Annotated in this window: 17 protein-coding genes, 2 tRNA genes and 3 rRNA genes; 5 read left to right on the plus strand and 17 right to left on the minus strand. The window is 59.6% G+C overall.

Annotated elements, in window-relative coordinates; all coding sequences use genetic code 11:
* Positions 1–47: 47 nt before the first annotated feature.
* The 3 genes from WN982_RS14750 to uvrB all read right to left on the minus strand — a co-directional run bounded on the left by WN982_RS14750 (position 48) and on the right by uvrB (position 3,489).
* A complete protein-coding gene (locus WN982_RS14750) occupies positions 48–380 on the minus strand; it encodes a cupredoxin domain-containing protein (RefSeq protein ID WP_341312704.1) in 333 nt (110 codons plus the stop codon).
* A gap of 119 nt (positions 381–499) precedes the next feature.
* On the minus strand, positions 500–1,048 hold the full coding sequence (locus tag WN982_RS14755) for an iron transporter (protein WP_341312705.1): 549 nt from the start codon (positions 1,046–1,048) through the stop codon (positions 500–502).
* 347 nt (positions 1,049–1,395) lie between these two features.
* The gene (gene uvrB / locus WN982_RS14760) at positions 1,396–3,489 is read right to left on the minus strand and encodes an excinuclease ABC subunit UvrB (RefSeq protein WP_341312706.1); all 2,094 of its coding nucleotides are present in this window, start codon (positions 3,487–3,489) and stop codon (positions 1,396–1,398) included.
* Between the two features lie 405 nt (positions 3,490–3,894).
* On the opposite strand from uvrB, the gene WN982_RS14765 reads away from it, so the two are divergent.
* Entirely contained in the window at positions 3,895–5,094 is a 1,200-nt protein-coding gene (locus WN982_RS14765; RefSeq protein WP_341312707.1) for an amino acid aminotransferase, read from the plus strand.
* A 124-nt stretch (positions 5,095–5,218) separates the two neighbouring features.
* Here the strand turns inward: WN982_RS14765 and WN982_RS14770 are convergent, their stop codons facing one another.
* Together WN982_RS14770 and WN982_RS14775 are read right to left on the minus strand one after the other, a co-directional pair.
* Entirely contained in the window at positions 5,219–6,457 is a 1,239-nt protein-coding gene (locus WN982_RS14770) for a patatin-like phospholipase family protein (RefSeq protein ID WP_341312708.1), read from the minus strand.
* A 10-nt stretch (positions 6,458–6,467) separates the two neighbouring features.
* Positions 6,468–7,265, minus strand: coding sequence for a 3-hydroxybutyrate dehydrogenase (locus tag WN982_RS14775; protein WP_341312709.1), 798 nt, complete (start codon positions 7,263–7,265; stop codon positions 6,468–6,470).
* Positions 7,266–7,487: 222 nt separating this feature from the next.
* Between WN982_RS14775 and WN982_RS14780 the strand changes: the two genes are divergently transcribed.
* Positions 7,488–8,459, plus strand: a complete 972-nt coding sequence (locus WN982_RS14780; protein ID WP_341312710.1) for an aldo/keto reductase — start codon at positions 7,488–7,490, stop codon at positions 8,457–8,459.
* A gap of 203 nt (positions 8,460–8,662) precedes the next feature.
* A complete protein-coding gene (gene rlmJ, locus WN982_RS14785) occupies positions 8,663–9,508 on the plus strand; it encodes a 23S rRNA (adenine(2030)-N(6))-methyltransferase RlmJ (RefSeq protein WP_341312711.1) in 846 nt (281 codons plus the stop codon).
* A gap of 75 nt (positions 9,509–9,583) precedes the next feature.
* On the opposite strand, the gene WN982_RS14790 is transcribed toward rlmJ, so the two are convergent.
* The 4 genes from WN982_RS14790 to cueR form a co-directional block, all read right to left on the minus strand.
* Positions 9,584–10,624 (minus strand): ABC transporter substrate-binding protein, encoded by a 1,041-nt coding sequence (locus WN982_RS14790; RefSeq protein ID WP_341312712.1) that lies wholly within the window; start codon positions 10,622–10,624, stop codon positions 9,584–9,586.
* 266 nt (positions 10,625–10,890) lie between these two features.
* Complete coding sequence (locus WN982_RS14795) at positions 10,891–11,241, minus strand: hypothetical protein (protein ID WP_341312713.1); 351 nt, start codon at positions 11,239–11,241, stop codon at positions 10,891–10,893.
* 231 nt (positions 11,242–11,472) lie between these two features.
* The gene (locus WN982_RS14800) at positions 11,473–11,619 is read right to left on the minus strand and encodes a DUF3563 family protein (protein ID WP_074265275.1); all 147 of its coding nucleotides are present in this window, start codon (positions 11,617–11,619) and stop codon (positions 11,473–11,475) included.
* Positions 11,620–11,913: 294 nt separating this feature from the next.
* Entirely contained in the window at positions 11,914–12,336 is a 423-nt protein-coding gene (gene cueR / locus WN982_RS14805) for a Cu(I)-responsive transcriptional regulator (protein WP_341312714.1), read from the minus strand.
* A gap of 123 nt (positions 12,337–12,459) precedes the next feature.
* On the opposite strand from cueR, the gene WN982_RS14810 reads away from it, so the two are divergent.
* Entirely contained in the window at positions 12,460–12,678 is a 219-nt protein-coding gene (locus tag WN982_RS14810) for a heavy-metal-associated domain-containing protein (RefSeq protein ID WP_341312715.1), read from the plus strand.
* Between the two features lie 14 nt (positions 12,679–12,692).
* Positions 12,693–13,622, plus strand: coding sequence for an SDR family oxidoreductase (locus tag WN982_RS14815; protein ID WP_341312716.1), 930 nt, complete (start codon positions 12,693–12,695; stop codon positions 13,620–13,622).
* Between the two features lie 35 nt (positions 13,623–13,657).
* On the opposite strand, the gene WN982_RS14820 is transcribed toward WN982_RS14815, so the two are convergent.
* The 8 genes from WN982_RS14820 to WN982_RS14855 all read right to left on the minus strand — a co-directional run bounded on the left by WN982_RS14820 (position 13,658) and on the right by WN982_RS14855 (position 25,442).
* A complete protein-coding gene (locus WN982_RS14820) occupies positions 13,658–17,212 on the minus strand; it encodes an error-prone DNA polymerase (protein ID WP_341312717.1) in 3,555 nt (1,184 codons plus the stop codon).
* Between the two features lie 8 nt (positions 17,213–17,220).
* On the minus strand, positions 17,221–18,990 hold the full coding sequence (locus WN982_RS14825) for a DNA polymerase Y family protein (protein ID WP_341312718.1): 1,770 nt from the start codon (positions 18,988–18,990) through the stop codon (positions 17,221–17,223).
* On the minus strand, positions 18,890–19,729 hold the full coding sequence (gene imuA / locus WN982_RS14830) for a translesion DNA synthesis-associated protein ImuA (protein WP_341312719.1): 840 nt from the start codon (positions 19,727–19,729) through the stop codon (positions 18,890–18,892). Before imuA ends, WN982_RS14825 begins: the two co-directional genes overlap by 101 nt.
* A gap of 388 nt (positions 19,730–20,117) precedes the next feature.
* Positions 20,118–20,230, minus strand: a 5S ribosomal RNA gene (gene rrf, locus WN982_RS14835).
* A 206-nt stretch (positions 20,231–20,436) separates the two neighbouring features.
* Positions 20,437–23,315: ribosomal RNA gene (locus WN982_RS14840) — 23S ribosomal RNA — on the minus strand.
* 305 nt (positions 23,316–23,620) lie between these two features.
* Positions 23,621–23,696, minus strand: a tRNA-Ala gene (locus WN982_RS14845).
* Positions 23,697–23,771: 75 nt separating this feature from the next.
* Positions 23,772–23,848: transfer RNA gene (locus WN982_RS14850), tRNA-Ile, on the minus strand.
* A 63-nt stretch (positions 23,849–23,911) separates the two neighbouring features.
* Positions 23,912–25,442 (minus strand): 16S ribosomal RNA (locus tag WN982_RS14855).
* Together the 16S, 23S and 5S rRNA genes with 2 tRNA genes alongside form the textbook arrangement of a ribosomal RNA operon.
* Between the last annotated feature and the right edge of the window lie 6 nt (positions 25,443–25,448).

Below are 25,448 nucleotides of genomic sequence, written 5' to 3' on the forward strand. Positions count from 1 at the left end.
ACTGCTGTGGCGAACGCCCGATCAACTTGCGCTCGCGGCCCAAGCCCTTATTTCGCGACGATCACGCCCTGCGCCTGTTGATGAAAGTCGTCAAAAAACTTGTACTCGCCCGGATCCAGCGGCGCGATCACGACGAACGATTCCGCCCCCGGAGCCAACACTTTTTCCTTGCGCAACTGAACGCTTTCGAACTCGGCCGCACCCTTGCCGGTGTTGCGTATTTCGATCTTGATACGCTGCCCGACAGGCACCTCGATACGTGCCGGATTCAGCTTGCCGTCGTTCATTTCCAGCTTGAAGGTCGGCAAATCGGCCGCGTGCGCGGCGCCAGCCAGCGACGCCATCGTGGCGAGGATCGCGATCTTTCGGTTGATTCTCATTAGCCCTTCCGGAGAACGCGGCGCAGCGGGTTTCATCGCCCGGGCGCCGCCTGCTGTATTCGTTCACTCACGCAGTAGCCACGCGGCAATGCGTGGCAAGCCGTGACGATCCTCGGCGCTCAGTAACCGCCCTTCTTGCCGATACCCGCGAACGTGAAGTCGTATTCGAGCGTGATCGGCTTGAACCATGCGCCCACGCCGGTTTCCTTGTCGACGTGACGGCCGAAGGCCATGTGGCCAGTTTGCATCGGCGCTTCGACGACCATCTTCAGGTGATACTTGCCCGGGCCTTGCAGCTTGACGTTGTCGCCGTAGTGCGGGCCGTCATTGGCGACCATCGCCATCATGTCGCCCTTCTGGGTCTGATTCGAACCTGCTTTCGTCAATTCGTAGCGCACTTGCAGGTACGGCATCCAGTCGCCTTCGGCGAAACCGGTCGGGTTGTTCTTGACCGCGTGGATATCGGCCTCGAGGTGGATGTCCGAATCCGACGCTTTGCGCATCATGCCTTCGGGTGCCATCGTGACCGGCTGCAGATACACCGCGCCGATTTCCATGCCGCCCTGAATCTGATGCTTGCCGATCGGGTATTCCGCTGCTGTTGCCGAAAGCGCCGCTACTGCGGCTACCGCTGCAGCGCCACCGCGCACCAATGAAGAAATCCGCATTGAAACTCCTTGTTTTTATCTGACTGGAACCGAACCGATTGGAACAGTACGTTGCGCGCACCTTGATGCGGCGACCCACCAATCCCCTGGCAGAGGCGATGGGTCATAAGCAAATCGCATATGAGAACGTTAATGCGAACCATTCTCAATATTGGTCGAGTTTATCATCGTTCGGCAGGGAGAACAAATCCGACAGCACGCAAAGCCTTATGGCAGCGGAGTCTTAAGGCAGGCTTAAGGAAGAGCGCGCGTGGACGGATTGGCGGGTGAACGGCCTGTGGAGACGAGACGCGGCACATTGCCGCGCCCGGGTGCGGGAGGAAAAATTGACTCGAGCTTAGTCGAACTTAGTCGACGCCAGGCACATGATCGCCGACGTTGGCGCCGAATACGCGCTGACGCAGCAGCGCCAGCTGGTCGCGGGTCTGCGCGGCCTTTTCGAACTCGAGGTTCTTGGCGTGCTCCATCATCTGCTTTTCGAGACGCTTGAGCTCCTTGGCGAGCTGCTTCTCGGACATGTCCTCGAATTTCGCGCGGGTTTGCTGCTCCTTCAGTTCGGCGCGCGCGTCGTCGACGTTATATACGCCGTCGATGATGTCCCGAATACGTTTGACCACACCGCGCGGCGTAATGCCGTTCTCGAGGTTGAAGGCGATCTGCTTGGCACGCCGCCGCTCGGTTTCGTCGATTGCGCGGCGCATAGAATCGGTCACTTTGTCGGCGTAGAGAATCGCCTTGCCGTTCACGTTCCGCGCAGCCCGGCCGATGGTCTGAATCAGCGAGCGCTCGGCGCGCAGGAAGCCCTCCTTGTCCGCGTCGAGGATCGCGACCAGCGACACCTCGGGAATATCGAGCCCCTCGCGCAGCAAGTTGATCCCGACCAGCACGTCGAACGTGCCCAGACGCAGATCGCGGATGATTTCGACCCGCTCGACCGTGTCGATATCGCTGTGCAGATAGCGCACCTTGACGCCGTGATCGGCCAGAAACTCGGTGAGCTGCTCGGCCATCCGCTTGGTCAGCACCGTAACCAGCACGCGGTCGCCCACCTTGACGCGCTCGTTGATCTCGGCGAGTACATCGTCGACCTGCGTACGTGCCGGACGCACCTCGATTTCAGGATCGACCAGCCCGGTCGGACGCACAAGCTGCTCGGCCACCTGCCCTGCCGTTTTCTTTTCGTAATCGGCCGGCGTGGCCGATACGAACACCACCTGGCGCATCTTGCGCTCGAACTCGTTGAACTTGAGCGGCCGGTTATCGAGCGCCGACGGCAAGCGAAAACCGTAGTCCACCAGATTCTCTTTGCGCGCGCGGTCGCCGTTGTACATGCCGTTCAGCTGGCCGATCAGCACGTGCGATTCGTCGAGCAGCATCAGCGCGTCCGACGGCAGGTAGTCGACCAGCGTCGGCGGCGGCTCGCCGGGCGCGGCGCCCGAGAAGTGCCGCGAGTAGTTCTCGATACCCTTGCAGAAGCCCAGTTCCTGCAGCATTTCCAGATCGAAGCGGGTGCGCTGCTCGAGCCGCTGCGCTTCGACCAGCTTGCCTTCGCTATAGAAGAACTCGAGCCGCTCGCGCAGTTCGTTCTTGATGGTTTCGACCGCGCGCACCACGGTGTCGCGCGGCGTCACATAGTGCGACGACGGGTACACAGTGAAACGCGGAATCTTCTGGCGCACGCGGCCCGTAAGCGGGTCGAACAACTGCAGCGTCTCGACTTCGTCGTCGAACAGCTCGAGGCGCACCGCCATTTCCGCGTGCTCGGCCGGAAAAATGTCGATCGTGTCGCCGCGCACGCGGAACGAACCACGCTGGAAATCGGCTTCGTTGCGGTTGTACTGCATCGCGATCAGCCGCGCGATGATGTCGCGCTGGCCGAGCTTGTCGCCGGTGCGCAGCGTCAGAATCATCTTGTGATATTCGGACGGGTTGCCGATACCGTAGATCGCCGACACCGTGCCCACGATCACCACGTCGCGCCGCTCCATCAGGCTCTTGGTGGCGGAAAGCCGCATCTGCTCGATGTGCTCGTTGATCGACGAATCTTTCTCGATGAACAGGTCGCGCTGCGGCACGTACGCTTCCGGTTGGTAGTAGTCGTAGTACGAGACGAAGTACTCGACCGCGTTGCGCGGGAAGAACTCGCGGAACTCCGAGTAAAGCTGCGCGGCAAGCGTCTTGTTCGGCGCGAACACGATCGCCGGGCGGCCGAGCCGCGCGATCGTGTTGGCCATCGTGAAGGTTTTGCCGGAGCCGGTCACGCCGAGCAGCGTCTGGAACGACAGGCCGTCCTCGACGCCCTCGACGAGCGTGTCGATCGCCGTCGGCTGATCGCCGGCCGGCGGATACGGCTGGTAAAGCTGGAACGGCGAGCCTTCGAACGTGACGAATTTGGATTCGTCGAGCGTATCGTCGACTTCAGTCAGATGGTGTTCGGACATGTGGGCGGCACCAAGCCTTGGGCAAAGGACTATTCTAGCGGTTTGCGGGAAACGCGAGCTCAGCGGGTCTGCGTAGGGTTTCCTGGGGGCGCGGGCTTGCTTGCGGCCCTTAGTGCGAGCGTGCCGGGGCAGCGCTTTTGGAGCGCCGGACGGCCTGCCCCGGGCTGGCCCCGGGCAGATCCGCGACGGGCACATGGCGCCAGAGTGCTTGTTTTTCAAGCAAATAATTCGCTCTGACGGCCTTCCCAGCCCGAAAAATGCCCGTGGATTCGCTACAATGCCAAGTCGCGCTCGTTCGCCGCTGTCCGCCGCCGGTCCCGGTCTGCACCTTTTGTCAGACACCTCAGCCGGGCCGCCCGCGCTCGAAGCCGCCCCTCTTTTTACAACTGCTGCTGCCCACCCATCATGTCTCTGTTCTCCGCCGTCGAACTTGCTCCCCGCGACCCGATTCTGGGCCTGAACGAAGCCTTCAACGCCGATGCGCGCGCCACCAAGGTCAACCTTGGCGTTGGCGTGTACTTCAACGAAGAAGGCAAGATTCCGCTGCTGCGCGCCGTGCGCGACGCGGAAAAGGCTCGCGTCGAAGCCGCGCTGCCGCGTGGCTATCTGCCGATCGAAGGCATCGCCGCCTACGACGCCGCTGTGCAGAAACTGCTGCTCGGCAACGACTCGCCGCTGATCGCCGCCGGCCGCGTGGTGACGGCACAGGCATTGGGTGGCACGGGCGCGCTGAAAATCGGCGCGGACTTCCTGAAGCGTCTGAACCCGAACACCAAGGTCGCGATCAGCGATCCGAGCTGGGAAAACCACCGTGCGCTGTTCGAAGGCGCCGGCTTCGAAGTCGTGTCGTACCCGTACTACGACGCGCACACCCACGGTGTGAACTTCGAAGGCATGCTGAGCGCGCTGAACAGCTACGCTGCGGGCACGGTTGTCGTGCTGCACGCGTGCTGTCACAACCCGACCGGCGTCGACCTGAGCGTCGAGCAATGGACGCAGGTGGTCGAAGTCGTCAAGGCACGCAATCTGGTGCCGTTCCTCGACATCGCCTATCAGGGTTTCGGCGACAACATCGAATCGGACGCCGCAGCAGTGCGCCTGTTCGCCGCATCGGAACTGAACGTGTTCGTGTCGTCGTCGTTCTCGAAGTCGTTCTCGCTGTACGGCGAGCGCGTCGGCGCGTTGTCGATCATCACGGGCAGCAAAGAAGAATCTGCTCGCGTGCTGTCGCAACTGAAGCGCGTGATCCGCACGAACTACTCGAACCCGCCGACGCACGGCGGCTCGGTTGTCGCAGCCGTGCTCGGCTCGGCTGAACTGCGCACCACGTGGGAAGCGGAACTGGCCGAAATGCGCGACCGTATCCGCGCCATGCGCAACGGTCTGGTCGAACGCCTGAAGGCAAGCGGCGTGGATCGCGACTTCAGCTTCGTCAACGCGCAACGCGGCATGTTCTCGTACTCGGGTCTGACGGCGCCGCAAGTGGACCGTCTGCGTGAAGAGTTCGGCATCTATGCCGTCGGCACGGGCCGCATCTGCGTGGCTGCGCTGAACACGCGCAACCTCGACGTGGTGGCGAGCGCGATCGCTCACGTGCTGAAGTAAAACTTTCCAAAGCGCGTGTGCTTGTCGTGCGTTTCTTTTTGCGCGCTTTGCTGAAACTGGTTATAGAAACGGCGCCCTTTCGGGCGCCGTTTTCGCTTGCCGCTCGCTACTGCCAACTACCACTTCAGCGGGAATCCCGGTGAATATCGTGCGTGACAAAGCCCGCGTCGTTCTCGGGCATGTCGAGCCAATCGGGCTGCGCAAGCGATTGGCGGATATCCTGCAAACCGCTTTCCCAGTGTTCACGCATCGTCGACAGGCCGAACTGAAAGTCCTTGAAGTGCCCTTCGTATTCCTTCTGCCGGTAGATGAGGTGGATCACGTTGTAGCGTTTCGAACACGATAGCTCGTCGGCCAGCTTGCACCACGGATCGTCTCGCTGATCAGCCGGCACGCGATCGAGCACCTCGCGCAACACATGCCGGAAACGCTGCGATCGCTGCAGCATGTCGGTCACGAGACGTGTGCGGCTCGAATACTGAATGTCCTTCACGCGCCCCTGGACGTCGGTGATGTTGTCCGGCACCGGCCCGATCGCACTCCAAAGATCGACCTGGAAGGCGAGCGTGTCGCGGCGCGGCGTAGTCTGGAGCACTTCGTAGAGCGGCGTGTTCGACATCAAGCCGCCGTCCCAGTAGTACTGGCCGTCGATTTCAACCGCCGCAAAGCCCGGCGGCAACGCGCCCGACGCCATGAAATGCTCCGGCTTCAGTGTCATGTGCGTGTTATCGAAGTACGCAAAATTACCGGTGCCGCAATTCACTGCGCCCACCGATATCCGTATTTCGCCGGAATTGATCCGGTCGAAATCGCACAACGCTTCGAGTGTCGCTTTCAGCGGCGCGGTGTCGTAGTAGCTGGCCGCTTGCGGCAGCCCCGACACGGTGGGCAACGGCGGCGGAAAGCGCGGCACGAAAAAGCCCTTCTGCCCTTCCATGATCGCGCCCATTGCCTGCGTCGCGGTGAAGGCTTTGCGCACAGCTTCGCTGGAATTGAAGAGTGCATGCTCGAAGAAGGCCGGCAGCGGCGGCCCGAAAGCCGGTTGGCAGATCGTCTCCCAGAATTGCCGCAGCCGTTCGACGCGCTTCTCCGGCGGATTGCCGGCAATGATGGCGGTGTTCAACGCACCGATCGAAATGCCGGCGAGCCAGTTCGGCTCGATGCCGGCTTCGTAAAGCCCCTGAAAGACGCCTGCCTGATAGGCGCCCAGCGCGCCGCCGCCTTGCAGCATCAGCGCGACGGTTTCATAGTCGGGTACACGGAGTAGCGGGTCGGGCCGGACGGAAGGCGCCGGCCCGGCGCCCTCACCATCCCCGTCGCCCGGCGCGCCGACGCGCGCCCGCTTGAGATTGCGTTGCGCCATGGGCGCCTCCTTATTGCATGTACCAGCCGTGGCTCACAATAAAGGACTGACCGGTCAGCGCCGCAGTCGGGAAAGTGGACAGGAACAGCACTGTCTGCGCAACGTCTTCCACCGTGGTGAAGATGCCGTCGACCGTGCCGCCCAGCATCACGCGCTTGACCACGTCTTCCTCGCTGATGCCGAGTTCCTTGGCCTGCTCGGGAATCTGTTTGTCGACCAGCGGCGTGCGCACGAAACCCGGACACACAACGTGCGAACGCACGTTATGCTTCGCGCCTTCCTTCGCCAAAACGCGCGACAGACCCAGCAACGCATGCTTGGCCGTCACGTAGGCGGACTTCAGCGGCGACGCTTCGTGGGAATGGACCGAACCCATGTAGATCACGATCCCGCCGCGATCGTCCTTGTACATGTGTTTGAGCGCCGCCTTGGTGGTGAGGAACGCGCCGTCCACATGGATCGCCTGCATCTTCTTCCAGTCGGAAAACGAGTAGTTTTCGATCGGATTGACGATCTGAATGCCGGCGTTGGAAATCAGAATATCGACCGAACCGAGCTCGGCAGCGACCTTGTCGATCCCCTGGTTGACGGCGTCTTCGTTCGTAACGTCCATCGCGACGCCGATTGCCTTGCCTCCGCCCGCTTTGATTTCTTCAGCGACGGCGTTCGCGCCGTCCTGATTCAGGTCGGCAATCGCGACCGCAGCGCCCGCCGCGGAAAGCGTCAGCGCAATCTGCTTGCCGATGCCGCTCGCGGCGCCAGTAACTACCGCGACCTTGCCATTCAGATTCGTATTCAGTGACGACATCCAGAACCTCCATGCAGTTGATGAGCAATGACACCACGAGCCGCAGGCGGCGTGAAGTCAGCCAAACGGCATAGACCGTCCGGCCGGATGTTGCACTGCGGCCAACGCTGCTATTGTGCATGAACCGCGTGAACCACATCTGGAAAACGCACATCGGGCCGTATCTCTTTAAACTAGACGTTTCAGCGGGATTCCGGCGGCATCACTACGAAGGAGGAATGCATGAATTATCGACGTCTGGGCCGTTCCGGCCTGCAAGTCAGCGAACTGTCCATCGGCTCATGGGTTACCTACGGCAATCAGGTCGACCATCATGCGGCGCGCGAATCGCTTGCCGCCGCGCGCGATGCGGGCGTCAATTTCTTTGACAACGCCGAGGTGTATGCCAGCGGCCAGTCCGAAGAAATCATGGGTCAGGCGCTCAAGGAACTGGCATGGCCGCGCGTGAGTTATGTGGTGTCGACGAAATTCTTTTGGGGTCTGGAAGAGGCACCGAACCAGTACCACACGCTGAACCGCAAATATCTGCTGAGCGCGATCGACGCGTCGTTAAAACGCCTTCAACTCGATTACGTCGATCTGGTGTTCTGTCATCGTCCTGACCCGAACACGCCGGTCGAGGAAACCGTCTGGGCGATGAGCGACATGATCGCGCGCGGCAAGGCGTTGTACTGGGGCACATCCGAATGGAGCGCCGATGAAATCCGCGCCGCTTACGACATTGCCGAGCGGCATCATCTGCACAAGCCTGTCATGGAACAGCCGCAGTACAACCTGTTCCACCGCAAACGCGTCGAGCAGGAATACAAGCGGCTTTACGAGGACATCGGCCTTGGGCTGACGACCTGGAGCCCGCTCGCCTCCGGCCTGCTCACCGGCAAGTACCGCGACGGCGTGCCCGCTGATAGCCGTGCGCAGTTGCAAGGCTACGAATGGCTGCGCAAGCAGGTGACCGATGCCGGCAAGAACAACGTGGTCGGCAAGCTCGGCGAAGTGGCCGACGAACTGGGCTGCACGGTCGGCCAACTGGCGATTGCGTGGATCCTGAAGAATCCGAATGTGAGCACGGTCATCACCGGCGCGTCGCGGGTCGAACAGATCGCTGAGAACATGGCCTCGGCAGAGGTGGCGGAGAGCATCACGCCGGAGATCAAGCAACAGATCGAGGAGATTATCGGCGACGCCTACAACTAAGGAAGGCGGCCGCCAAGCATCCGCCAAGCCGTGAGCACGGCCCGCGCTGCATCCGGGCCGTGTCGCGCGGAACGCACTGCGGCTTGCAACGCGGCGTCGCGTACAATACGCGACCGCGCCGCACACCGGTTGTGTCACCGCATTGCATCCGCATCGCCGAATCCGCCCTGGACCGGCACGCCCTCTTTCAGCGTCCCCTCATCATGCTCAGCTACCGCCACGCCTTTCATGCAGGCAACCACGCCGACGTTCTGAAACACGCCGTCGTGTTGCAGCTACTGCGCTACCTCGGCCAGAAGGACAAAGCCTACTGGTATATCGACACGCACGCGGGCGCCGGCGTCTATTCGCTGAAGGAAGGCTACGCGACCAAAACCGGCGAGTTCCAGACCGGTATCGCCAAACTATGGGGCCGCAACGATCTGCCGCCGCTCTTCGCCGATTACGTCGGCGAAGTGAGCGCGTTGAATCCGGACGGCCAGTTGCGCTTCTATCCGGGCTCGCCGTATGTCGCATGGCGGCAGATGCGCGAGCAGGATCGCATGCGTCTGTTCGAACTGCACACCACCGAGATCGACGTGCTGCGCCACAACTTTCGCGACGCTGGCCGGCGAGCCATGCTCTACGCGGGCGACGGTTTTGACGGCATTCTGGCCTTGCTGCCGCCGGCGCCGCGCCGCGCGCTGGTGCTGCTCGATCCATCGTACGAGGACAAGCGCGACTACACGCGCACATTGCGCTGCGTCGAAGAGAGTCTGAAGCGCTTTCCGACTGGCACGTATGCAGTCTGGTATCCGCAGGTGAAGCGCCTCGAATCGCAGCGCTTTCCCGATCAGTTGAAGAAGCTGCAGGAGCGCAACTGGCTGCATGTGAGCCTGACCGTCAGCAATCCGCCGACCGACGGTTTCGGCCTGTTCGGCAGCGGCATGTTCATCCTGAATCCGCCGTACACGCTGGCAAAAACGCTGAAAGAGCAACTGCCCTGGTTGGTCGAAGCGCTCGGTCAGGACAAGGCGGCGCAGTTCAAGGTCGAATACCGCGGCGATTGATCTTTCTCGCCAGCTGCGCGCATACGCCGTCGAAGCGGTACGGCGCGTAGCCTGACGGTGAGCGGTCTAAGCCGCTTACTTGAGTTGCGCCGCGGCCTTGCGAGCGAAGTCGTTGGTATAGGTTGCGTTCAGGTCGATCTTTTTCGGGTCGAGCCGGTTGTCGAACGACGACAGCGCGCGCAATGAGGTGGCCGGGCCGTCCGCCGGCATCAGGCCATCCGGCGAATACGCGTCGCGCACGTTGTGGAAAGCTTCCACATAGAGCGCCGAGTCGTTAAGCAGATAGGCCGGTGGCACCATCTTCAGCAAGTCGGCGTCGCTTGCGGTCTGCAGCCAATGGTCAGCGCGCACGATCGCGTTGGCGAGCGCCTGCGTCGTCTTCGGATACTTCTGGATGAAGCTCTCCGATGCATATAGCGTCGCTGCCGGCATCGTTCCGCCGAATATCTCTTGCGTGCCCTTCACCGTGCGCGTGTCGACCAGCACCTTGATCGCGCCGCTGTGCTGCAGCTTGGTCATCATCGGATCGACGTTGGACAGCGCGTCGATCTGACCACCGCTTACTGCGGCCAGTACCGTTGCTCCACTGCCCACACCAATCGCCGAAATCTCGTTGCGCTGTACGCCGGCTTTGCGCAAGGCCACGGTCAGCACCAGATCGGTCGACGAACCCGGCGCGCTTACGCCCACTTTTGCGCCCTTGAAGTCCGCCAGTGTCTTGATCTGATCGGCCTTCGACTTGACCACCGCAACGACGATCTGCGGCGCGCGTCCCATCAGCGCGAATGCTCGATAGTGCTGCCCCTTCGCCTGCATGAACAGCGTGTGCTCGAATGCGCCGGCGCCCACGTCGGCGCTGCCGCCCACTACCGCTTCCAGGGCCTTTGATCCGCCCGCGAAATCTTCGAGCGTGATGTCGAGCCCTTCGTCCTTGAAGTATCCCAACTGCTGCGCCGCGAGCACCGGCAAATAGTAAAGACCCGGTAAACCACCGACGGCCATTGTCAGGGTGGGCTTTTCCGGTGTGTCTTTGGCGAGCGCAACGGCGGGTAGCGCAACGAGCGCGATCAGCGTGGCGCAGCTGCCGGCGGCACGCCGCATCCAGTGAGTAGGCATTTCGATGTCTCCTTGTTCTGTTTTCGTTCGATGCGGCGGCGCAGCGCAATGTGCATGCCCCATATCGTTGGCGTGAAGCCGCGCAACGATTGTCGTCGGACGGTTTCACCCACGCCATGCGCCGAAACCCGAATGGCCCAATGCCGTGCGCGTGATCCGAAGGCGCGCGTGAACACACGGCGCACACGGTGGAGGCACGCAGGGGCCGCCGTTCGAAACGTCAACGAATCGCAGAGGGACTGCTGAGGACTACGCGCGGAAGACGCTTATTGCGGACTTAGCGCCGGACGAGGCTGCGGTTGTGGTTGCGGCTGTGGAACTCCACCGCCGCCGGGCAACTGGATGTAAGGCGCGACAATGATCGGGATCGACGAATTCGGCGCCAGTTCGGTGGGCGCCGCCATGGGCTGAGCCTCGACGATCCGCGCCCGCGAGAGCGGTGCGGTTTGCAGCACGGTGCCGCTCTGGCCATCGCTAATGCCGCTCTGCGTGTCGAGGATCAACGGCTTGCCGGTATTGCTCGACGCGGCGAAGCTCGCCGGTACCGCGAAAACCGTTGTCAGCGATGCGGCGACGGTGGCAGCCAGTATGGATCGGAGCGAGCGGACAGGAAGCATGGGCGGACCGGATAAGTTTTGGGAATGCCGGATTGCGCAAAAAACGCTTTACCTTACCGCGGTGGCAACCTTCAGGCTAGTCGATATTGGCCTGTAGACAGTTTTCGAGCGGCGATTGACTGCAGTTCTGGGAGTCCAGATGTGACAAAGCCCCGTCTATACGGGGCTCAACACTGTACTGCTATGGCCACGCGACGCGTGCTGCCGGGTCAGACTTGATGCTCGTGCTGCTTACAACGAGTAGCCGTTGGTTTCGAGCGAGCGGATGCGTTGCTCAAGCTGAACGATGTCCGACGACGACGCCAGATAGGCTTCACGACGGCTACGTTCTGCGGTTTCAAACCAGGTGCTCAGCTTTTCAAGAAGGTATGCAAACATGATGTTCTCCAAGGATCAGATTGAATCCCCGGTGAGTTGTGCATCAGGGATTTCCCGTAAAAGGGTTAACCCTGATTATAGCCCTATGGTGCAACCTGGCTAGTGAAATGCCCGCATGACGTGCATTCCGTTTTGGAATGGTGCACGCGATTGGGGCATCTAAGTTTTTGATTTTATGAGATGTATGGCGATTTTTTCGTGACAGGCGGCGTTTCCCGCTCCAAAACAGCACATTATTGGTGCATTCGCGTGACAGGTTGCAACAAATGTCACACTCGGGTTGCACCACCTCCGTCAAATCGGATGACAGCCCTTCCCCGACATCAGATCAGTATCCGCCAGCCGCTCGATAATCGGGCAGTCCGGACGCTCGTCACCGTGGCAATGATCGGCCAGATGCGCCAACGTGTCGCGCATGTCCGTGAGTTCGGTGATGCGGCGATCGAGATCCGCGACGTGTTCAAGCGCAATCGCCTTGACTTCGGCACTGGCGCGCGATCGATCGTGCCACAGCGCCAGCAGCCGGCGAATGTCTTCGACCAGAAAGCCGAGCCGGCGCGCCTGCCGGATGAAGCGCAGCGAATGAACCTCCTGCGGTCCATAGACGCGATAGCCGGCGCTCGTACGCGCTTTGGCTGCCAGCAAACCGACACTCTCGTAGTAGCGAATCATTTTCGCCGTGACGCCCGACGCGCGGGCCGCTTCACCGATGTTCATGACTGTTTCCCCAGTATGCGCGTCGATCGTACACCTTCCCATGATGGGAAGGTCAGTCACTTAAGTGCGTATCGGCAGGCATAATTCAACCATCGCAGCATTCATTTTTTCGAGGCAATCCAGATGACGATCGAATTCCAGGTAGAAGGCATGAGCTGTCAGCATTGCGTGGCGGCAGTCACCCAGGCGATCCGTGAACACGACGGCGCCGCGCAGGTACAGGTCGACCTGGCATCCGGCCGCGTGGTGGTCGAATCGGCGCAGCCGGCCGAAACGCTGAAGACCGCCATCGACGAGGCCGGTTATACAGTCACGGACGTGACCAGCGGCGCGGCCCGATAAAGCGGGTTCCTGTCATGTTCAAAGTTGCAGTCATTGGTGCGTCTGGCTTGCTTGGCCGCGCGCTCGTCGATGAATTGGCGCAGCAAACCGGCTGGCAGGTGGTCGCAACGGCGTTCAGCCGGCCTGGGTCCAACACGGTCGCGCTCGATATTCGCAACGCGCAGGCGGTCGAGCAGTTTGTCGAGCGCGAAGCGCCGGATGCGCTCGTGATTGCCGCCGCGGAGCGTCGCCCGGATGTGTGCGAGCACGATCCGGCACTCGCCCGTGCGCTGAACGTCGATGCGGTGCGCACGTTGGCAGCGGCGGCAAAACGGCGCGGCACATGGACGCTGTCGATCTCCACCGATTATGTGTTCGACGGCACTCGGCCGCCCTATCAACACGATTCCGAACCGGCCCCCCTCAATGCCTATGGGCACAGCAAGCTCGACGGCGAGCGCGCGCTGACGGAGACGACCGATCTCGGCTGCGTACTGCGTTTGCCGCTGCTATACGGGCCGATTGTCAATTGGGCAGAATCGGCGGTAACGAGTCTCGTGCCGGCGATTGCCGCGTCGGCTTCGCTCAATGGCAAGGTTGCCGTCATGGATGCCTGGGCGATTCGTTATCCGACCTTCACGCCGGACGTCGCGTTCGTGGTCCGGCAAATGCTCGAACGGCATGAGCGCGGCGAAGCGCTTCGCGGCATCGTGCAATGGTCGGGCGACGAGCCAATGACCAAGTACGAGATCGCCTTGGGTCTGGCCGAAGCGCTGCAACTCGACGCGCAACTGACACCGCAGCACACGCCGACCGACGCGACCCCGCGTCCGCATAACTGCCACCTCGCTTCGAGTCGGCTCGAGGCGCTTGGCATTGGCCGCCGCACGCCTTTCGACACCGCGATCCGGCAAGTGCTGACCCGCTTTCCATGGCGCGGCGATGCAGGTGATAAGCAGGTCTAGCATTTAGCGGCGATGTCAGCCGCGGCGAGCCGGCATCAATGAAAATCGCGGCTTGCCGTGGCCAGTTCGCCGAGCAATTCGCTGTGATCTTCGAGACGATGCGCAACGAGATGAATCACCTCGCCTTGGTGTCTTTGTTTCGCCTTGCCTGCTTTATTGACGCTCACCACGTTGCCGGCGCTGTCGCCGCCGGTAGCGACGCCGTCGTCACGCTGCAAGACGCCATACACCGCCAGCAACGATGAACCCAACAACACCTTGCGCTGCTTTTCCACCAGCGACGGCCAGACGATCACATTGATCGAGCCGGTCTCGTCTTCGAGGGAAACGAACACGGTGCCGTTTGCTGTGCCCGGCCGCTGCCGTACGGTGACGATGCCGCATGCGCGCGCCAGCGTGCCGTGCTGACACGCAGCGAGTTCGGCCGCCGTGCGAAAACGCTGTTTGGCAAGACGTGCACGCAATAGCGCGACCGGATGGCGATTGAGCGTAAGGCCAAGGCTCGCGTAGTCGTCGACGATCTCGCGGCTTTCGGCTGCCTGCGGCAACACCAGCGGCGCTTCGGCAATCGGCGCATCGCGCAGCAGCTTGGGCACCGTGTGCTGTGCGGTCACCGCCCACCACGCTTCGCGTCGATGGCCCGCGATGCTGACCAGTGCGTTCGCCGCGGCAAGCGCTTCGAGATCGCGCCGCGTCAATGCCGCGCGGCGTGCCAGATCGTCGACGTCGGCAAACTGCGCGTCGCTGCGAGCCGCCATGATGCGTTCGGCGGCCACCTGCGAAAGGCCTTTGATCAGATGCATGCCGATGCGCACCGCCGGGCCGCCCGCGCCGTACGTGTTCGACGGCTGAAATACACGTGCGGTCAGACGTTTCGCCGCGCGTCGGATGGTCTGGCTTACCGCGAAGCGCCGCAGCGACAGATCGCGCAATTGCTGCGCCGATAGTACGGCCTGCTGACGATGCAAACAGGTTTCGCTCAATGAAATCCGCTGCCCTTCATAACCGTTTCTTTCGAAGGTCGATTCCCAGTCGCTCAACGTCACGTCGGGCGGCAATACTTTGACGCCGTGACGCTTCGCATCCTGCACGAGCTGCGACGGCGAATAAAAACCCAGCGGCTGACTGTTCAGCAAACCCGCCAGAAAAGCGGCCGGCTCATAACGCTTCAGCCACGCGCTGAGATAGACGAGCAACGCGAAGCTCGCCGCATGGCTCTCAGGAAAACCATATTCGCCGAAGCCTTCGATCTGTTTGCAGATGCGGGTTATGAACTCGAGTTCATAACCCCGCTTGAGCATGCGCTCGGTCAGATCCTTCTGGTACTTCGCCAGGTTCCCGGTGCGCCGCCACGCGGCCATCGCGCGCCGTAACTGGTCGGCCTGCTCGCCGGTGTATTCCGCCGCAACCATCGCGAGGTGCATCACCTGCTCCTGGAAAATCGGCACGCCGAGCGTGCGTTGGAGCACCGGTCGCAATTCATCCTTTGCATAGTCCTCGACCTCGAGACCTTGCTTGCGACGCAGATACGGATGCACCATGCCGCCCTGAATCGGCCCGGGCCGCACGATCGCGACTTCGATCACGAGATCGTAGTATTCGGTCGGCTTCAGCCGCGGCAACATGCTTTGCTGCGCACGCGATTCGATTTGAAAAACGCCGATCGTATCGGCATGGCCGCACATCTCATAGACGGCCCGGTCCTCGCGTGGAATATCCTGCACTCTGAACTTAGGAAAACCGCGCCGCAATGCGACGAACTCCAGCGCGCGCCGGATTGCCGACAACATGCCTAGCGCCAGCACGTCGACTTTCAGCAGCTTGAGCGCATCGATATCGTCCTTGTCCCACTCGATTACGCTGCGGTCTTTCATCGTCGCGTTCTCGATCGGCACGAGCCGCGACAGTTTGTCTTTCGCGATCACAAAGCCGCCGACGTGTTGCGACAGATGACGCGGAAAATTGCGCAACTCTTTGGTGAGGCGAATCAGATTCTGCGTGATATGCGAGCTGGCATCGAAGCCCGCTTCCGCCAGATATTTGGCGACCGCGTCCGTACCGTCCCACCATTGCTGCGATTTACTGATCCGCTCAATCAACGACGCTTCGAGCCCCAACGCCTTGCCGACGTCTTTCAGCGCGCTGCGCGCGTGATACGTGATCAGCGATGCAGTCAGCGCCGCGCGATGACGGCCGTACTTCCCGTAGATATATTGAATCACCTCTTCCCGGCGCTGATGCTCGAAATCGACGTCGATATCAGGCGGTTCGTTGCGCGCGCGCGAGATGAACCGTTCGATCAGCATGTTCATGCGCACCGGATCGATTTCCGTGACATGCAGGCAATAACATATGATCGAATTCGCCGCCGAACCTCGCCCCTGACACAGTATGTTTCTGGAGCGCGCGAAGCTCACGATATCGTGCACCGTCAGGAAATACTTTTCGTATTTCAACTCGGCGATCAACCTCAGCTCTTTCTCGATCTGATCGATTCGTTTGAGATCCATGCCGTCTGGCCAGCGCTCCATCGCACCGGCCATCACCAGCTTGCGCAGATAGCTCGATGGCGACTCACCGGCGGGAACCAGTTCCTCCGGATACTCGTACTTGAGTTCATCGAGCGAGAAGCGGCATAGGACTGCGATACGCAGTGTTTCTTCGAGTGTATCGCGCGGATACAGTTTGCCGAGCCGCACACGCGTACGCATATGCCGCTCGGCATTCGCCTCGAGCGCGTGGCCGCAGGCCGATAGTGGCGTGACCAGACCGATCGCGGTCATGGTGTCCTGCAGCGGTTTGCGCGAACGCACATGCATCAGGACGCCGCCTGCTGCAACCAGAGGCAAGCCGCTGGCCTTTGAAATCATCCGCAATGCGTCGATCTGAAGATCGTCGCTGCCGGTTTGCCAGAGTTCGAGCGCGATCCATGAACGTTGCGATGCGAATGAGGCAAGCCAATGTGCGCAGCGCAGGGTGTGCGCGAGCGTTGCCGTGCGCTGCGGCACGAGGATCAGAACGCAATCGGGTAACGTTTTGAGATGTTCGAGATGCGGTAGCGAATCGGTGAAGTCGGACGGGCTGAGGCGATAGCTGCCTTTGTCCGCACGCGAACGGGCTAGCGTGATCAGTTCGGAAAGATTGCCGTAGCCGTTGCGGTTGGTTGCTAGCGCAACCAGTGTGCAGAACGGTTCGCCTTGAGCATCGGTCAGGTTGAGCTCGCTGCCAATGATCAGGTGAGGAATGGGGTTGAGCATGTATTCTTCAGCCTCTACTGGCTCTTCGGCTTCATCTGAAGACGTTCCTGCTTGTGCGGCTTTTGCTTTGTCTTCGTGCTCTTTCTGCTGACGATCCCGCTCCTGTTTGATTTCTCTCACCGCCGTGTGTGCGCGTACGAGACCCGCCAGCGAGCATTCGTCGGTGATCGCGAGCGCGCGGTAGCCGCACGACATCGCCTGTTCGACCAGTTCGTGCGGGTGCGAAGCGCCACGCAGAAAGGAGAAATTGGTCAGGCAATGCAATTCCGCATACGCCGGCAGGTGGGCCGCAAGCGCCTGCTCCGATGAGGATGGAAAGCGGGAAATTGCCATGATGATGCTCAGCCGAACAAACCCTGCAAATACCACTCGCCGCTAATACGTTCGCGGTACACCCAGAACATATGACCGCGATCGTCGGCCGCGACGTAGTAATCCCGCTCGACGCGGTTGCCGTCCCACCACCCTGCTTCAATCCGCTCGGTACGCGTGAGCATTTTCAGCGGCCGACGATAAATCGGCCGCTGGTCGCGCATCATCAAACGCAGTGGCTTGTCGAGCATCCAGACAGGGCGAGGTTGCGACGGCAACGCGCTGTCGGGCAGATCGAGCGAGGCCTGCGCATCGCCCGGTTGCGTCGCGAACGTGCGGCTGCCTCTATCGCCCGCCATTTCATCTAGCCATCGCGCGATGTGCGGCGATCGTGTTGCCGCATCGCCATCTGCGTGATCTTCTTCAGATGCCGCATGTTGCAACTCATCCGTCAGCCAGGTTTTATCCGCTTTGATCTTCACCCTGGCTTTGGCGGGCGAACGCTTCTTGCGTGAAAACGCTTGTGTCTGGTACGGCTCGACACGCATTGCCTGCTCGGGCCGATGATCATCCTGCACCGACATCTGCAGCACGTTCTCCGGCCCCAATCGTGCGCTCAAGCGTTCGAGCAGACGCGCGATCGAATCGCCGTCTGTTTCAGGCATCGGAAACAAGGTGTCCGATTGCCCCGCATACTCGCCAATCTGATCAGCGATCAGCTTCAACTCGATCACCGGCGCCGCCAGTACGGTCTGATTCAACTTTTCGCGCAACAGCCAGATCAGATGTTCGGCATCGCGCGACGGTACGGCCCACGCGACCTTCAGACTCGACGTCTTCGGCGCATGACGAGACGCCAATTCATGCTCGAGCAATAGCGTGTAGCCACTGAGCGCCGCATGATGCGCGCTCAGCCATCCGGCCAGTTGCACGATCAGCCTACGCGCGGCAAACAACAGTGCGTCGGCATTATCGACCCGCGACGGCAACTCCAGTTGCGCATGAAACGACGCCGGCGCACGAAACGATTCGCGTGGATCCGGGCGCGTGCCATACGCTTGCGCCAGCAGATCCAGAATGCCGCTGCCGAAACGCCGCACGACGCCCGCCCGTGGCAACTGATGCAAATCGGCCAACGTAACGCAACCGATCTGCGAGAACGCATCGCGATGCGCCTGCGCAACCGGCAGCAACGACATGGATAAACGGTCGAGGACGCGCGCAAGCGAAGTCTCCTTCACTACATGCCAACGATGTCCCTGCCGATTGGCGCGCGCTTGCGCCAGCAGCCACGCGCCCCACGCGGTCGGCGCACAAGCGATGCGCGTCGTATAGCCGAATTCAGCCGCCGTGGCGGATACTCTCGACAACAACACTCGCAAACCGCCGAATAATCTCAAACCGGAGCCCACTTCCAGCAGCAACGTGTGTGCGTGGGCGAGCGACACTTTCGGTGTGTACATCAGCAATGCAAGCGCCATCGCTTCGAATGCCTGAGTTTCACGGGTGGTATCTGCGGCAAGCATTTTGAGACCTGGTGCCAACGCCAATGCATACGAGCGCGAATGACCGGCATGCACGCCGGCACGCAATGCGTCGAAATCGGGCAACAGAATGTGTGCGTGATCGGCCAGCGCATAGCACTGCCCACCGCCGACATCGTCGCCGACGGGAAGTTGGCTTGCGTCGTCGCCCGGCTCAGGCCGATTCGACCTGGCGGGCAAACCATCCGGAAGCGGCATGAGAGGCTTCACTGCTTCCAGCGACAAGAGTGGCAATGTGACTGCGATCCACAACATGATTGATCTCTCGTCCTTGATTGCTACCGCCCCGGTTCTCCGGCAACACGACGTCTTGTAACGGCAAAATGAGACGCAGAGGCGCTGCTAGCGGCGGGCCGCGACGCTTGAAGATATCGATCGAGATGCCGATCTCTTGCAACCATTGACGACGGTTGATCGTCTGCGCATTGGCCGGCAAAAGTGGCTCGCAGATCATCCGCAATGGCGCCGGCGAAGATTGCGTAGCGGCTTCAACAGGGCGGATCAAAAATGCCAGCGATGCTGACTCCTGAGCTGCCACTTGCAGACGCCGAACCTTATCGGCGCGCGCATTCGGTAGCCACACCAGTACCGCGCCGATGCCATCCTGTTTCAATGCTTGAGCCGCGGCCCATAGAGACTGGTCTTCACCCGAGCGCACCCATAAGACTCGCCCGACATCGACACCCCAAGCCCTCAGTGCCGCGGCACATGGCTGATAAGGCGGTGCTACGAGTATGACGTGCCGTTCGGCTTGCGTCGTAAGATGCCGAAGCGTGTGAGCGAGCAGGCGCACCTCGCCCACTCCGCCATGTTCGATCAGTAGCTCCGTCAGGCCGCCGGCCGACCAGCCTTGTCCCGGCAGCAGTTGATCCAGCGCGGCGTAGCCGCTGGAAATTACTCGCGAGTCCGCCTCGGCAAGCTCATTCCCCTGCCACACCTGACGCCGCAATTGCGGCGACAGCGCGGTCGCCGCAAACTGAATTGCTGCTGCCATAGACACGCTCTTTCAATGAGTAATGCTCCGCTCCACCCGGCATCGGGCAAGCATCAAGCGGCAAGTTTTCACTGTATATTTATACAGTATTTTGAGAAGGATGTTAAGACAGAACGACGCTGCGCGGTGCGTACAGAGGGACATTTAGGGTTGGCGATGAAGCTCACGCTGCTTGTCGTTTGCAGGTTTTATGCGGCGCAGCGATTGCTGTTTTTGGGGCCGCGGCTACGCATGGGGAAAGCCAGATTTGGCTGCTGTGGAGGGGCTCGGGGATGCTATACCGCGGTGTATGCACGCGGCAATGGAGGGCTTTTTTGCGTTGCGGTTTTCGGGCCGTAAACGCAGAAACCCCACCGTTTCGGGGTGGGGTTTCTGGTGCTGCAGGGGAGCCTGACGATTACCTACTTTCACACGGGAATCCGCACTATCATCGGCGTGGAGTCGTTTCACGGTCCTGTTCGGGATGGGAAGGGGTGGGACCGACTCGCTATGGTCATCAGGCATGACTTGTTGCCGTACTGCCCTGGGGCAATACAGCCAATCTGGAAGAAGTAGCTGAGAGGATGCCTCTCGGTAATGCGTTGGGCTGTGCTGTTTCTGGCACAACACTGATCTCAACCTGGGTGTTCTGGAGACCCTGCGCGTGGCGCAGGGTGGGGCATCCATAAGTGCCAAAGCACTAACGGCTGCCGGCACACACCTGTTATAGGATCAAGCCTTACGGGCAATTAGTATCAGTTAGCTTAACGCATTACTGCGCTTCCACACCTGACCTATCAACGTCCTGGTCTTGAACGACCCTTCAAGGGGCTCGAAGCCCCGGGGATATCTCATCTTAAGGCGAGTTTCCCGCTTAGATGCTTTCAGCGGTTATCTCTTCCGAACATAGCTACCCGGCGATGCCACTGGCGTGACAACCGGTACACCAGAGGTTCGTCCACTCCGGTCCTCTCGTACTAGGAGCAGCCCCCTTCAAATATCCAGCGCCCACGGCAGATAGGGACCAAACTGTCTCACGACGTTTTAAACCCAGCTCACGTACCTCTTTAAATGGCGAACAGCCATACCCTTGGGACCGGCTACAGCCCCAGGATGAGATGAGCCGACATCGAGGTGCCAAACACCGCCGTCGATATGAACTCTTGGGCGGTATCAGCCTGTTATCCCCAGAGTACCTTTTATCCGTTGAGCGATGGCCCTTCCATACAGAACCACCGGATCACTATGACCTGCTTTCGCACCTGCTCGACTTGTCGGTCTCGCAGTTAAGCACGCTTATGCCATTGCACTATCAGCACGATTTCCGACCGTACCTAGCGTACCTTCGTACTCCTCCGTTACACTTTGGGAGGAGACCGCCCCAGTCAAACTGCCTACCATGCACTGTCCCCGACCCGGATCACGGGCCAAGGTTAGAACCTCAAACAAACCAGGGTGGTATTTCAAGGACGGCTCCACGCAGACTGGCGTCCACGCTTCACAGCCTCCCACCTATCCTACACAGACCGGTTCAAAGTCCAATGCAAAGCTACAGTAAAGGTTCATGGGGTCTTTCCGTCTAGCCGCGGGGAGATTGCATCATCACAAACACTTCAACTTCGCTGAGTCTCGGGAGGAGACAGTGTGGCCATCGTTACGCCATTCGTGCAGGTCGGAACTTACCCGACAAGGAATTTCGCTACCTTAGGACCGTTATAGTTACGGCCGCCGTTTACCGGGACTTCAATCAAGAGCTTGCACCCCATCATTTAATCTTCCGGCACCGGGCAGGCGTCACACCCTATACGTCCACTTTCGTGTTTGCAGAGTGCTGTGTTTTTATTAAACAGTCGCAGCCACCAGTTTATTGCAACCCCTTCACCCTTCTGGCGCAGGCCAGTCAAGCTACAGGGGCGTACCTTATCCCGAAGTTACGGTACCAATTTGCCGAGTTCCTTCTCCCGAGTTCTCTCAAGCGCCTTAGAATACTCATCTCGCCCACCTGTGTCGGTTTGCGGTACGGTCTTGTTAAACTGAAGCTTAGAGGCTTTTCTTGGAACCACTTCCAGTTGCTTCGTGACCTGGATCACTCGTCCCATGCCCTTGAATTGCGCGCCCGGATTTGCCAAAGCGCCTTCTCCAACACAGGAACCGGGACTTCCAACACCCGGACAACCTTCCGCGATCCGTCCCCCCATCGCATTTAACAATGGTGCAGGAATATTAACCTGCTTCCCATCAGCTACGCATTTCTGCCTCGCCTTAGGGGCCGACTCACCCTACGCCGATGAACGTTGCGTAGGAAACCTTGGGCTTACGGCGAGGGGGCCTTTCACCCCCTTTATCGCTACTCATGTCAGCATTCGCACTTCCGATACCTCCAGCGCACTTTTCAATGCACCTTCGCAGGCTTACGGAACGCTCTCCTACCATGCACATTACTGTGCATCCGCAGCTTCGGTATATTGCTTAGCCCCGTTACATCTTCCGCGCAGGACGACTCGATCAGTGAGCTATTACGCTTTCTTTAAAGGATGGCTGCTTCTAAGCCAACCTCCTGACTGTTTTAGCCTTCCCACTTCGTTTCCCACTTAGCAATATTTGGGGACCTTAGCTGGCGGTCTGGGTTGTTTCCCTCTTGACACCGGACGTTAGCACCCGATGTCTGTCTCCCGTGATTGCACTCTTCGGTATTCGGAGTTTGCTATGGCGTAGTAATCCGCAATGGACCCCACAACCATGACAGTGCTCTACCCCCGAAGGTGATACACGAGGCACTACCTAAATAGTTTTCGGAGAGAACCAGCTATTTCCAGGTTTGTTTAGCCTTTCACCCCTATCCACAGCTCATCCCCTAACTTTTCAACGTTAGTGGGTTCGGACCTCCAGTACGTGTTACCGCACCTTCATCCTGGCCATGGATAGATCACCTGGTTTCGGGTCTACACCCAGCGACTGAACGCCCTGTTCGGACTCGCTTTCGCTACGCCTGCCCTAATCGGTTAAGCTTGCCACTGAATGTAAGTCGCTGACCCATTATACAAAAGGTACGCCGTCACCCCTTGCGAGGCTCCGACTGTTTGTATGCATGCGGTTTCAGGATCTGTTTCACTCCCCTCCCGGGGTTCTTTTCGCCTTTCCCTCACGGTACTGGTTCACTATCGGTCGATCACGAGTATTTAGCCTTGGAGGATGGTCCCCCCATCTTCAGACAGGATTTCACGTGTCCCGCCCTACTTGTCGTACACCCAGTTCTTCCTCGCTGTTTTCGTCTACAGGGCTATCACCTGCTATGGCGGCACTTTCCAGAGCCTTCGACTAACAATGAAGATAAAGAGTACAGGCTGGTCCCATTTCGCTCGCCACTACTCTGGGAATCTCGGTTGATTTCTTTTCCTGCGGTTACTTAGATGTTTCAGTTCACCGCGTTCGCTTCGCGTAGCCTATGTATTCAGCTACGGATACTCCATACGGAGTGGGTTTCCCCATTCGGATATCGGTGGATCAAAGCTCGTTTGCCAGCTCCCCACCGCTTTTCGCAGGCTACCGCGTCCTTCATCGCCTGTGATCGCCAAGGCATCCACCACATGCACTTGTTCGCTTGACCCTATAACGGGTGTGTCTCTGCCACGCTTGCGCATGACTTCATCACATCGTTACAGGTTGAGTATTCGTGTTGCGCCGTATTCCAAAGCAATCTTTCGATTACCTTTTCATACATTGATACAATCACAACCCTGATTCACCTACTCACACACCCATCTCTAAGTATGCTTTCGTGAATCTCTTTACTACTTCTTCCTGATTGTTAAAGAACGACAGCCGATATAAAGCTCTGCTTCATATCACTCTGACTGGCTCAATCGCCAATGCATAAAGCTCGGTTAGCACCGAACGCTAGGCATTGAGGATTGGTGGAGGATGACGGGATCGAACCGACGACCCCCTGCTTGCAAAGCAGGTGCTCTCCCAGCTGAGCTAATCCCCCAGTCATACACAGACATCGCTATCTGTACCTGATACCCAGGGGTTTTAGCGATTAGCGCAGCCACCGCAGAAACAGTGGTGGGTCTGGATGGATTCGAACCATCGACCCCCGCCTTATCAAGACGGTGCTCTAACCGACTGAGCTACAGACCCCTGAGTCTGTCTTGTTCACAGCCGATAAGCGTGAGCGCTCAACGTTTGACACGTTAGCTCGAGAAAGGAGGTGATCCAGCCGCACCTTCCGATACGGCTACCTTGTTACGACTTCACCCCAGTCATGAATCCTACCGTGGTGACCGTCCTCCTTGCGGTTAGACTAGCCACTTCTGGTAAAACCCACTCCCATGGTGTGACGGGCGGTGTGTACAAGACCCGGGAACGTATTCACCGCGGCATGCTGATCCGCGATTACTAGCGATTCCAGCTTCACGCACTCGAGTTGCAGAGTGCGATCCGGACTACGATCGGTTTTCTGGGATTGGCTCCCCCTCGCGGGTTGGCGACCCTCTGTTCCGACCATTGTATGACGTGTGAAGCCCTACCCATAAGGGCCATGAGGACTTGACGTCATCCCCACCTTCCTCCGGTTTGTCACCGGCAGTCTCCCTGGAGTGCTCTTGCGTAGCAACTAGGGACAAGGGTTGCGCTCGTTGCGGGACTTAACCCAACATCTCACGACACGAGCTGACGACAGCCATGCAGCACCTGTGTTATGGCTCCCTTTCGGGCACTCCCACCTCTCGGCAGGATTCCATACATGTCAAGGGTAGGTAAGGTTTTTCGCGTTGCATCGAATTAATCCACATCATCCACCGCTTGTGCGGGTCCCCGTCAATTCCTTTGAGTTTTAATCTTGCGACCGTACTCCCCAGGCGGTCAACTTCACGCGTTAGCTACGTTACCAAGTCAATGAAGACCCGACAACTAGTTGACATCGTTTAGGGCGTGGACTACCAGGGTATCTAATCCTGTTTGCTCCCCACGCTTTCGTGCATGAGCGTCAGTATTGGCCCAGGGGGCTGCCTTCGCCATCGGTATTCCTCCACATCTCTACGCATTTCACTGCTACACGTGGAATTCTACCCCCCTCTGCCATACTCTAGCCCGCCAGTCACAAATGCAGTTCCCAGGTTAAGCCCGGGGATTTCACATCTGTCTTAGCGGACCGCCTGCGCACGCTTTACGCCCAGTAATTCCGATTAACGCTTGCACCCTACGTATTACCGCGGCTGCTGGCACGTAGTTAGCCGGTGCTTATTCTTCCGGTACCGTCATCCCCCCGGGGTATTAACCCAGAGGTTTTCTTTCCGGACAAAAGTGCTTTACAACCCGAAGGCCTTCTTCACACACGCGGCATTGCTGGATCAGGCTTGCGCCCATTGTCCAAAATTCCCCACTGCTGCCTCCCGTAGGAGTCTGGGCCGTGTCTCAGTCCCAGTGTGGCTGGTCGTCCTCTCAGACCAGCTACAGATCGTCGCCTTGGTAGGCCTTTACCCCACCAACTAGCTAATCTGCCATCGGCCGCCCCTGTAGCGGGAGGTCCGAAGATCCCCCCCTTTCCTCCGTAGAGCGTATGCGGTATTAATCCGGCTTTCGCCGGGCTATCCCCCACTACAGGACACGTTCCGATGTATTACTCACCCGTTCGCCACTCGCCACCAGGATTGCTCCCGTGCTGCCGTTCGACTTGCATGTGTAAGGCATGCCGCCAGCGTTCAATCTGAGCCAGGATCAAACTCTTCAGTTCAAACCT

This window comes from Paraburkholderia sp. IMGN_8 (genome assembly GCF_038050405.1).
Taxonomy (GTDB): Bacteria; Pseudomonadota; Gammaproteobacteria; order Burkholderiales; family Burkholderiaceae; genus Paraburkholderia.

Bases quoted from the DNA above. Each gene is read 5' to 3' on its own strand.
- WN982_RS14815 (WP_341312716.1), top strand. From the start codon at position 12,693: ATGTTCAAAGTTGCAGTCATTGGTGCGTCTGGCTTGCTTGGCCGCGCG.
- WN982_RS14800 (WP_074265275.1), bottom strand. From the start codon at position 11,619: ATGTTTGCATACCTTCTTGAAAAGCTGAGCACCTGGTTTGAAACCGCA.
- WN982_RS14775 (WP_341312709.1), bottom strand. From the start codon at position 7,265: ATGTCGTCACTGAATACGAATCTGAATGGCAAGGTCGCGGTAGTTACT.
- WN982_RS14770 (WP_341312708.1), bottom strand. From the start codon at position 6,457: ATGGCGCAACGCAATCTCAAGCGGGCGCGCGTCGGCGCGCCGGGCGAC.
- WN982_RS14820 (WP_341312717.1), bottom strand. From the start codon at position 17,212: ATGGCAATTTCCCGCTTTCCATCCTCATCGGAGCAGGCGCTTGCGGCC.
- uvrB (WP_341312706.1), bottom strand. From the start codon at position 3,489: ATGTCCGAACACCATCTGACTGAAGTCGACGATACGCTCGACGAATCC.
- WN982_RS14795 (WP_341312713.1), bottom strand. From the start codon at position 11,241: ATGCTTCCTGTCCGCTCGCTCCGATCCATACTGGCTGCCACCGTCGCC.
- WN982_RS14825 (WP_341312718.1), bottom strand. From the start codon at position 18,990: ATGTTGTGGATCGCAGTCACATTGCCACTCTTGTCGCTGGAAGCAGTG.
- WN982_RS14810 (WP_341312715.1), top strand. From the start codon at position 12,460: ATGACGATCGAATTCCAGGTAGAAGGCATGAGCTGTCAGCATTGCGTG.
- WN982_RS14750 (WP_341312704.1), bottom strand. From the start codon at position 380: ATGAGAATCAACCGAAAGATCGCGATCCTCGCCACGATGGCGTCGCTG.
- rlmJ (WP_341312711.1), top strand. From the start codon at position 8,663: ATGCTCAGCTACCGCCACGCCTTTCATGCAGGCAACCACGCCGACGTT.
- WN982_RS14780 (WP_341312710.1), top strand. From the start codon at position 7,488: ATGAATTATCGACGTCTGGGCCGTTCCGGCCTGCAAGTCAGCGAACTG.
- imuA (WP_341312719.1), bottom strand. From the start codon at position 19,729: ATGGCAGCAGCAATTCAGTTTGCGGCGACCGCGCTGTCGCCGCAATTG.
- WN982_RS14755 (WP_341312705.1), bottom strand. From the start codon at position 1,048: ATGCGGATTTCTTCATTGGTGCGCGGTGGCGCTGCAGCGGTAGCCGCA.
- cueR (WP_341312714.1), bottom strand. From the start codon at position 12,336: ATGAACATCGGTGAAGCGGCCCGCGCGTCGGGCGTCACGGCGAAAATG.
- WN982_RS14765 (WP_341312707.1), top strand. From the start codon at position 3,895: ATGTCTCTGTTCTCCGCCGTCGAACTTGCTCCCCGCGACCCGATTCTG.
- WN982_RS14790 (WP_341312712.1), bottom strand. From the start codon at position 10,624: ATGCCTACTCACTGGATGCGGCGTGCCGCCGGCAGCTGCGCCACGCTG.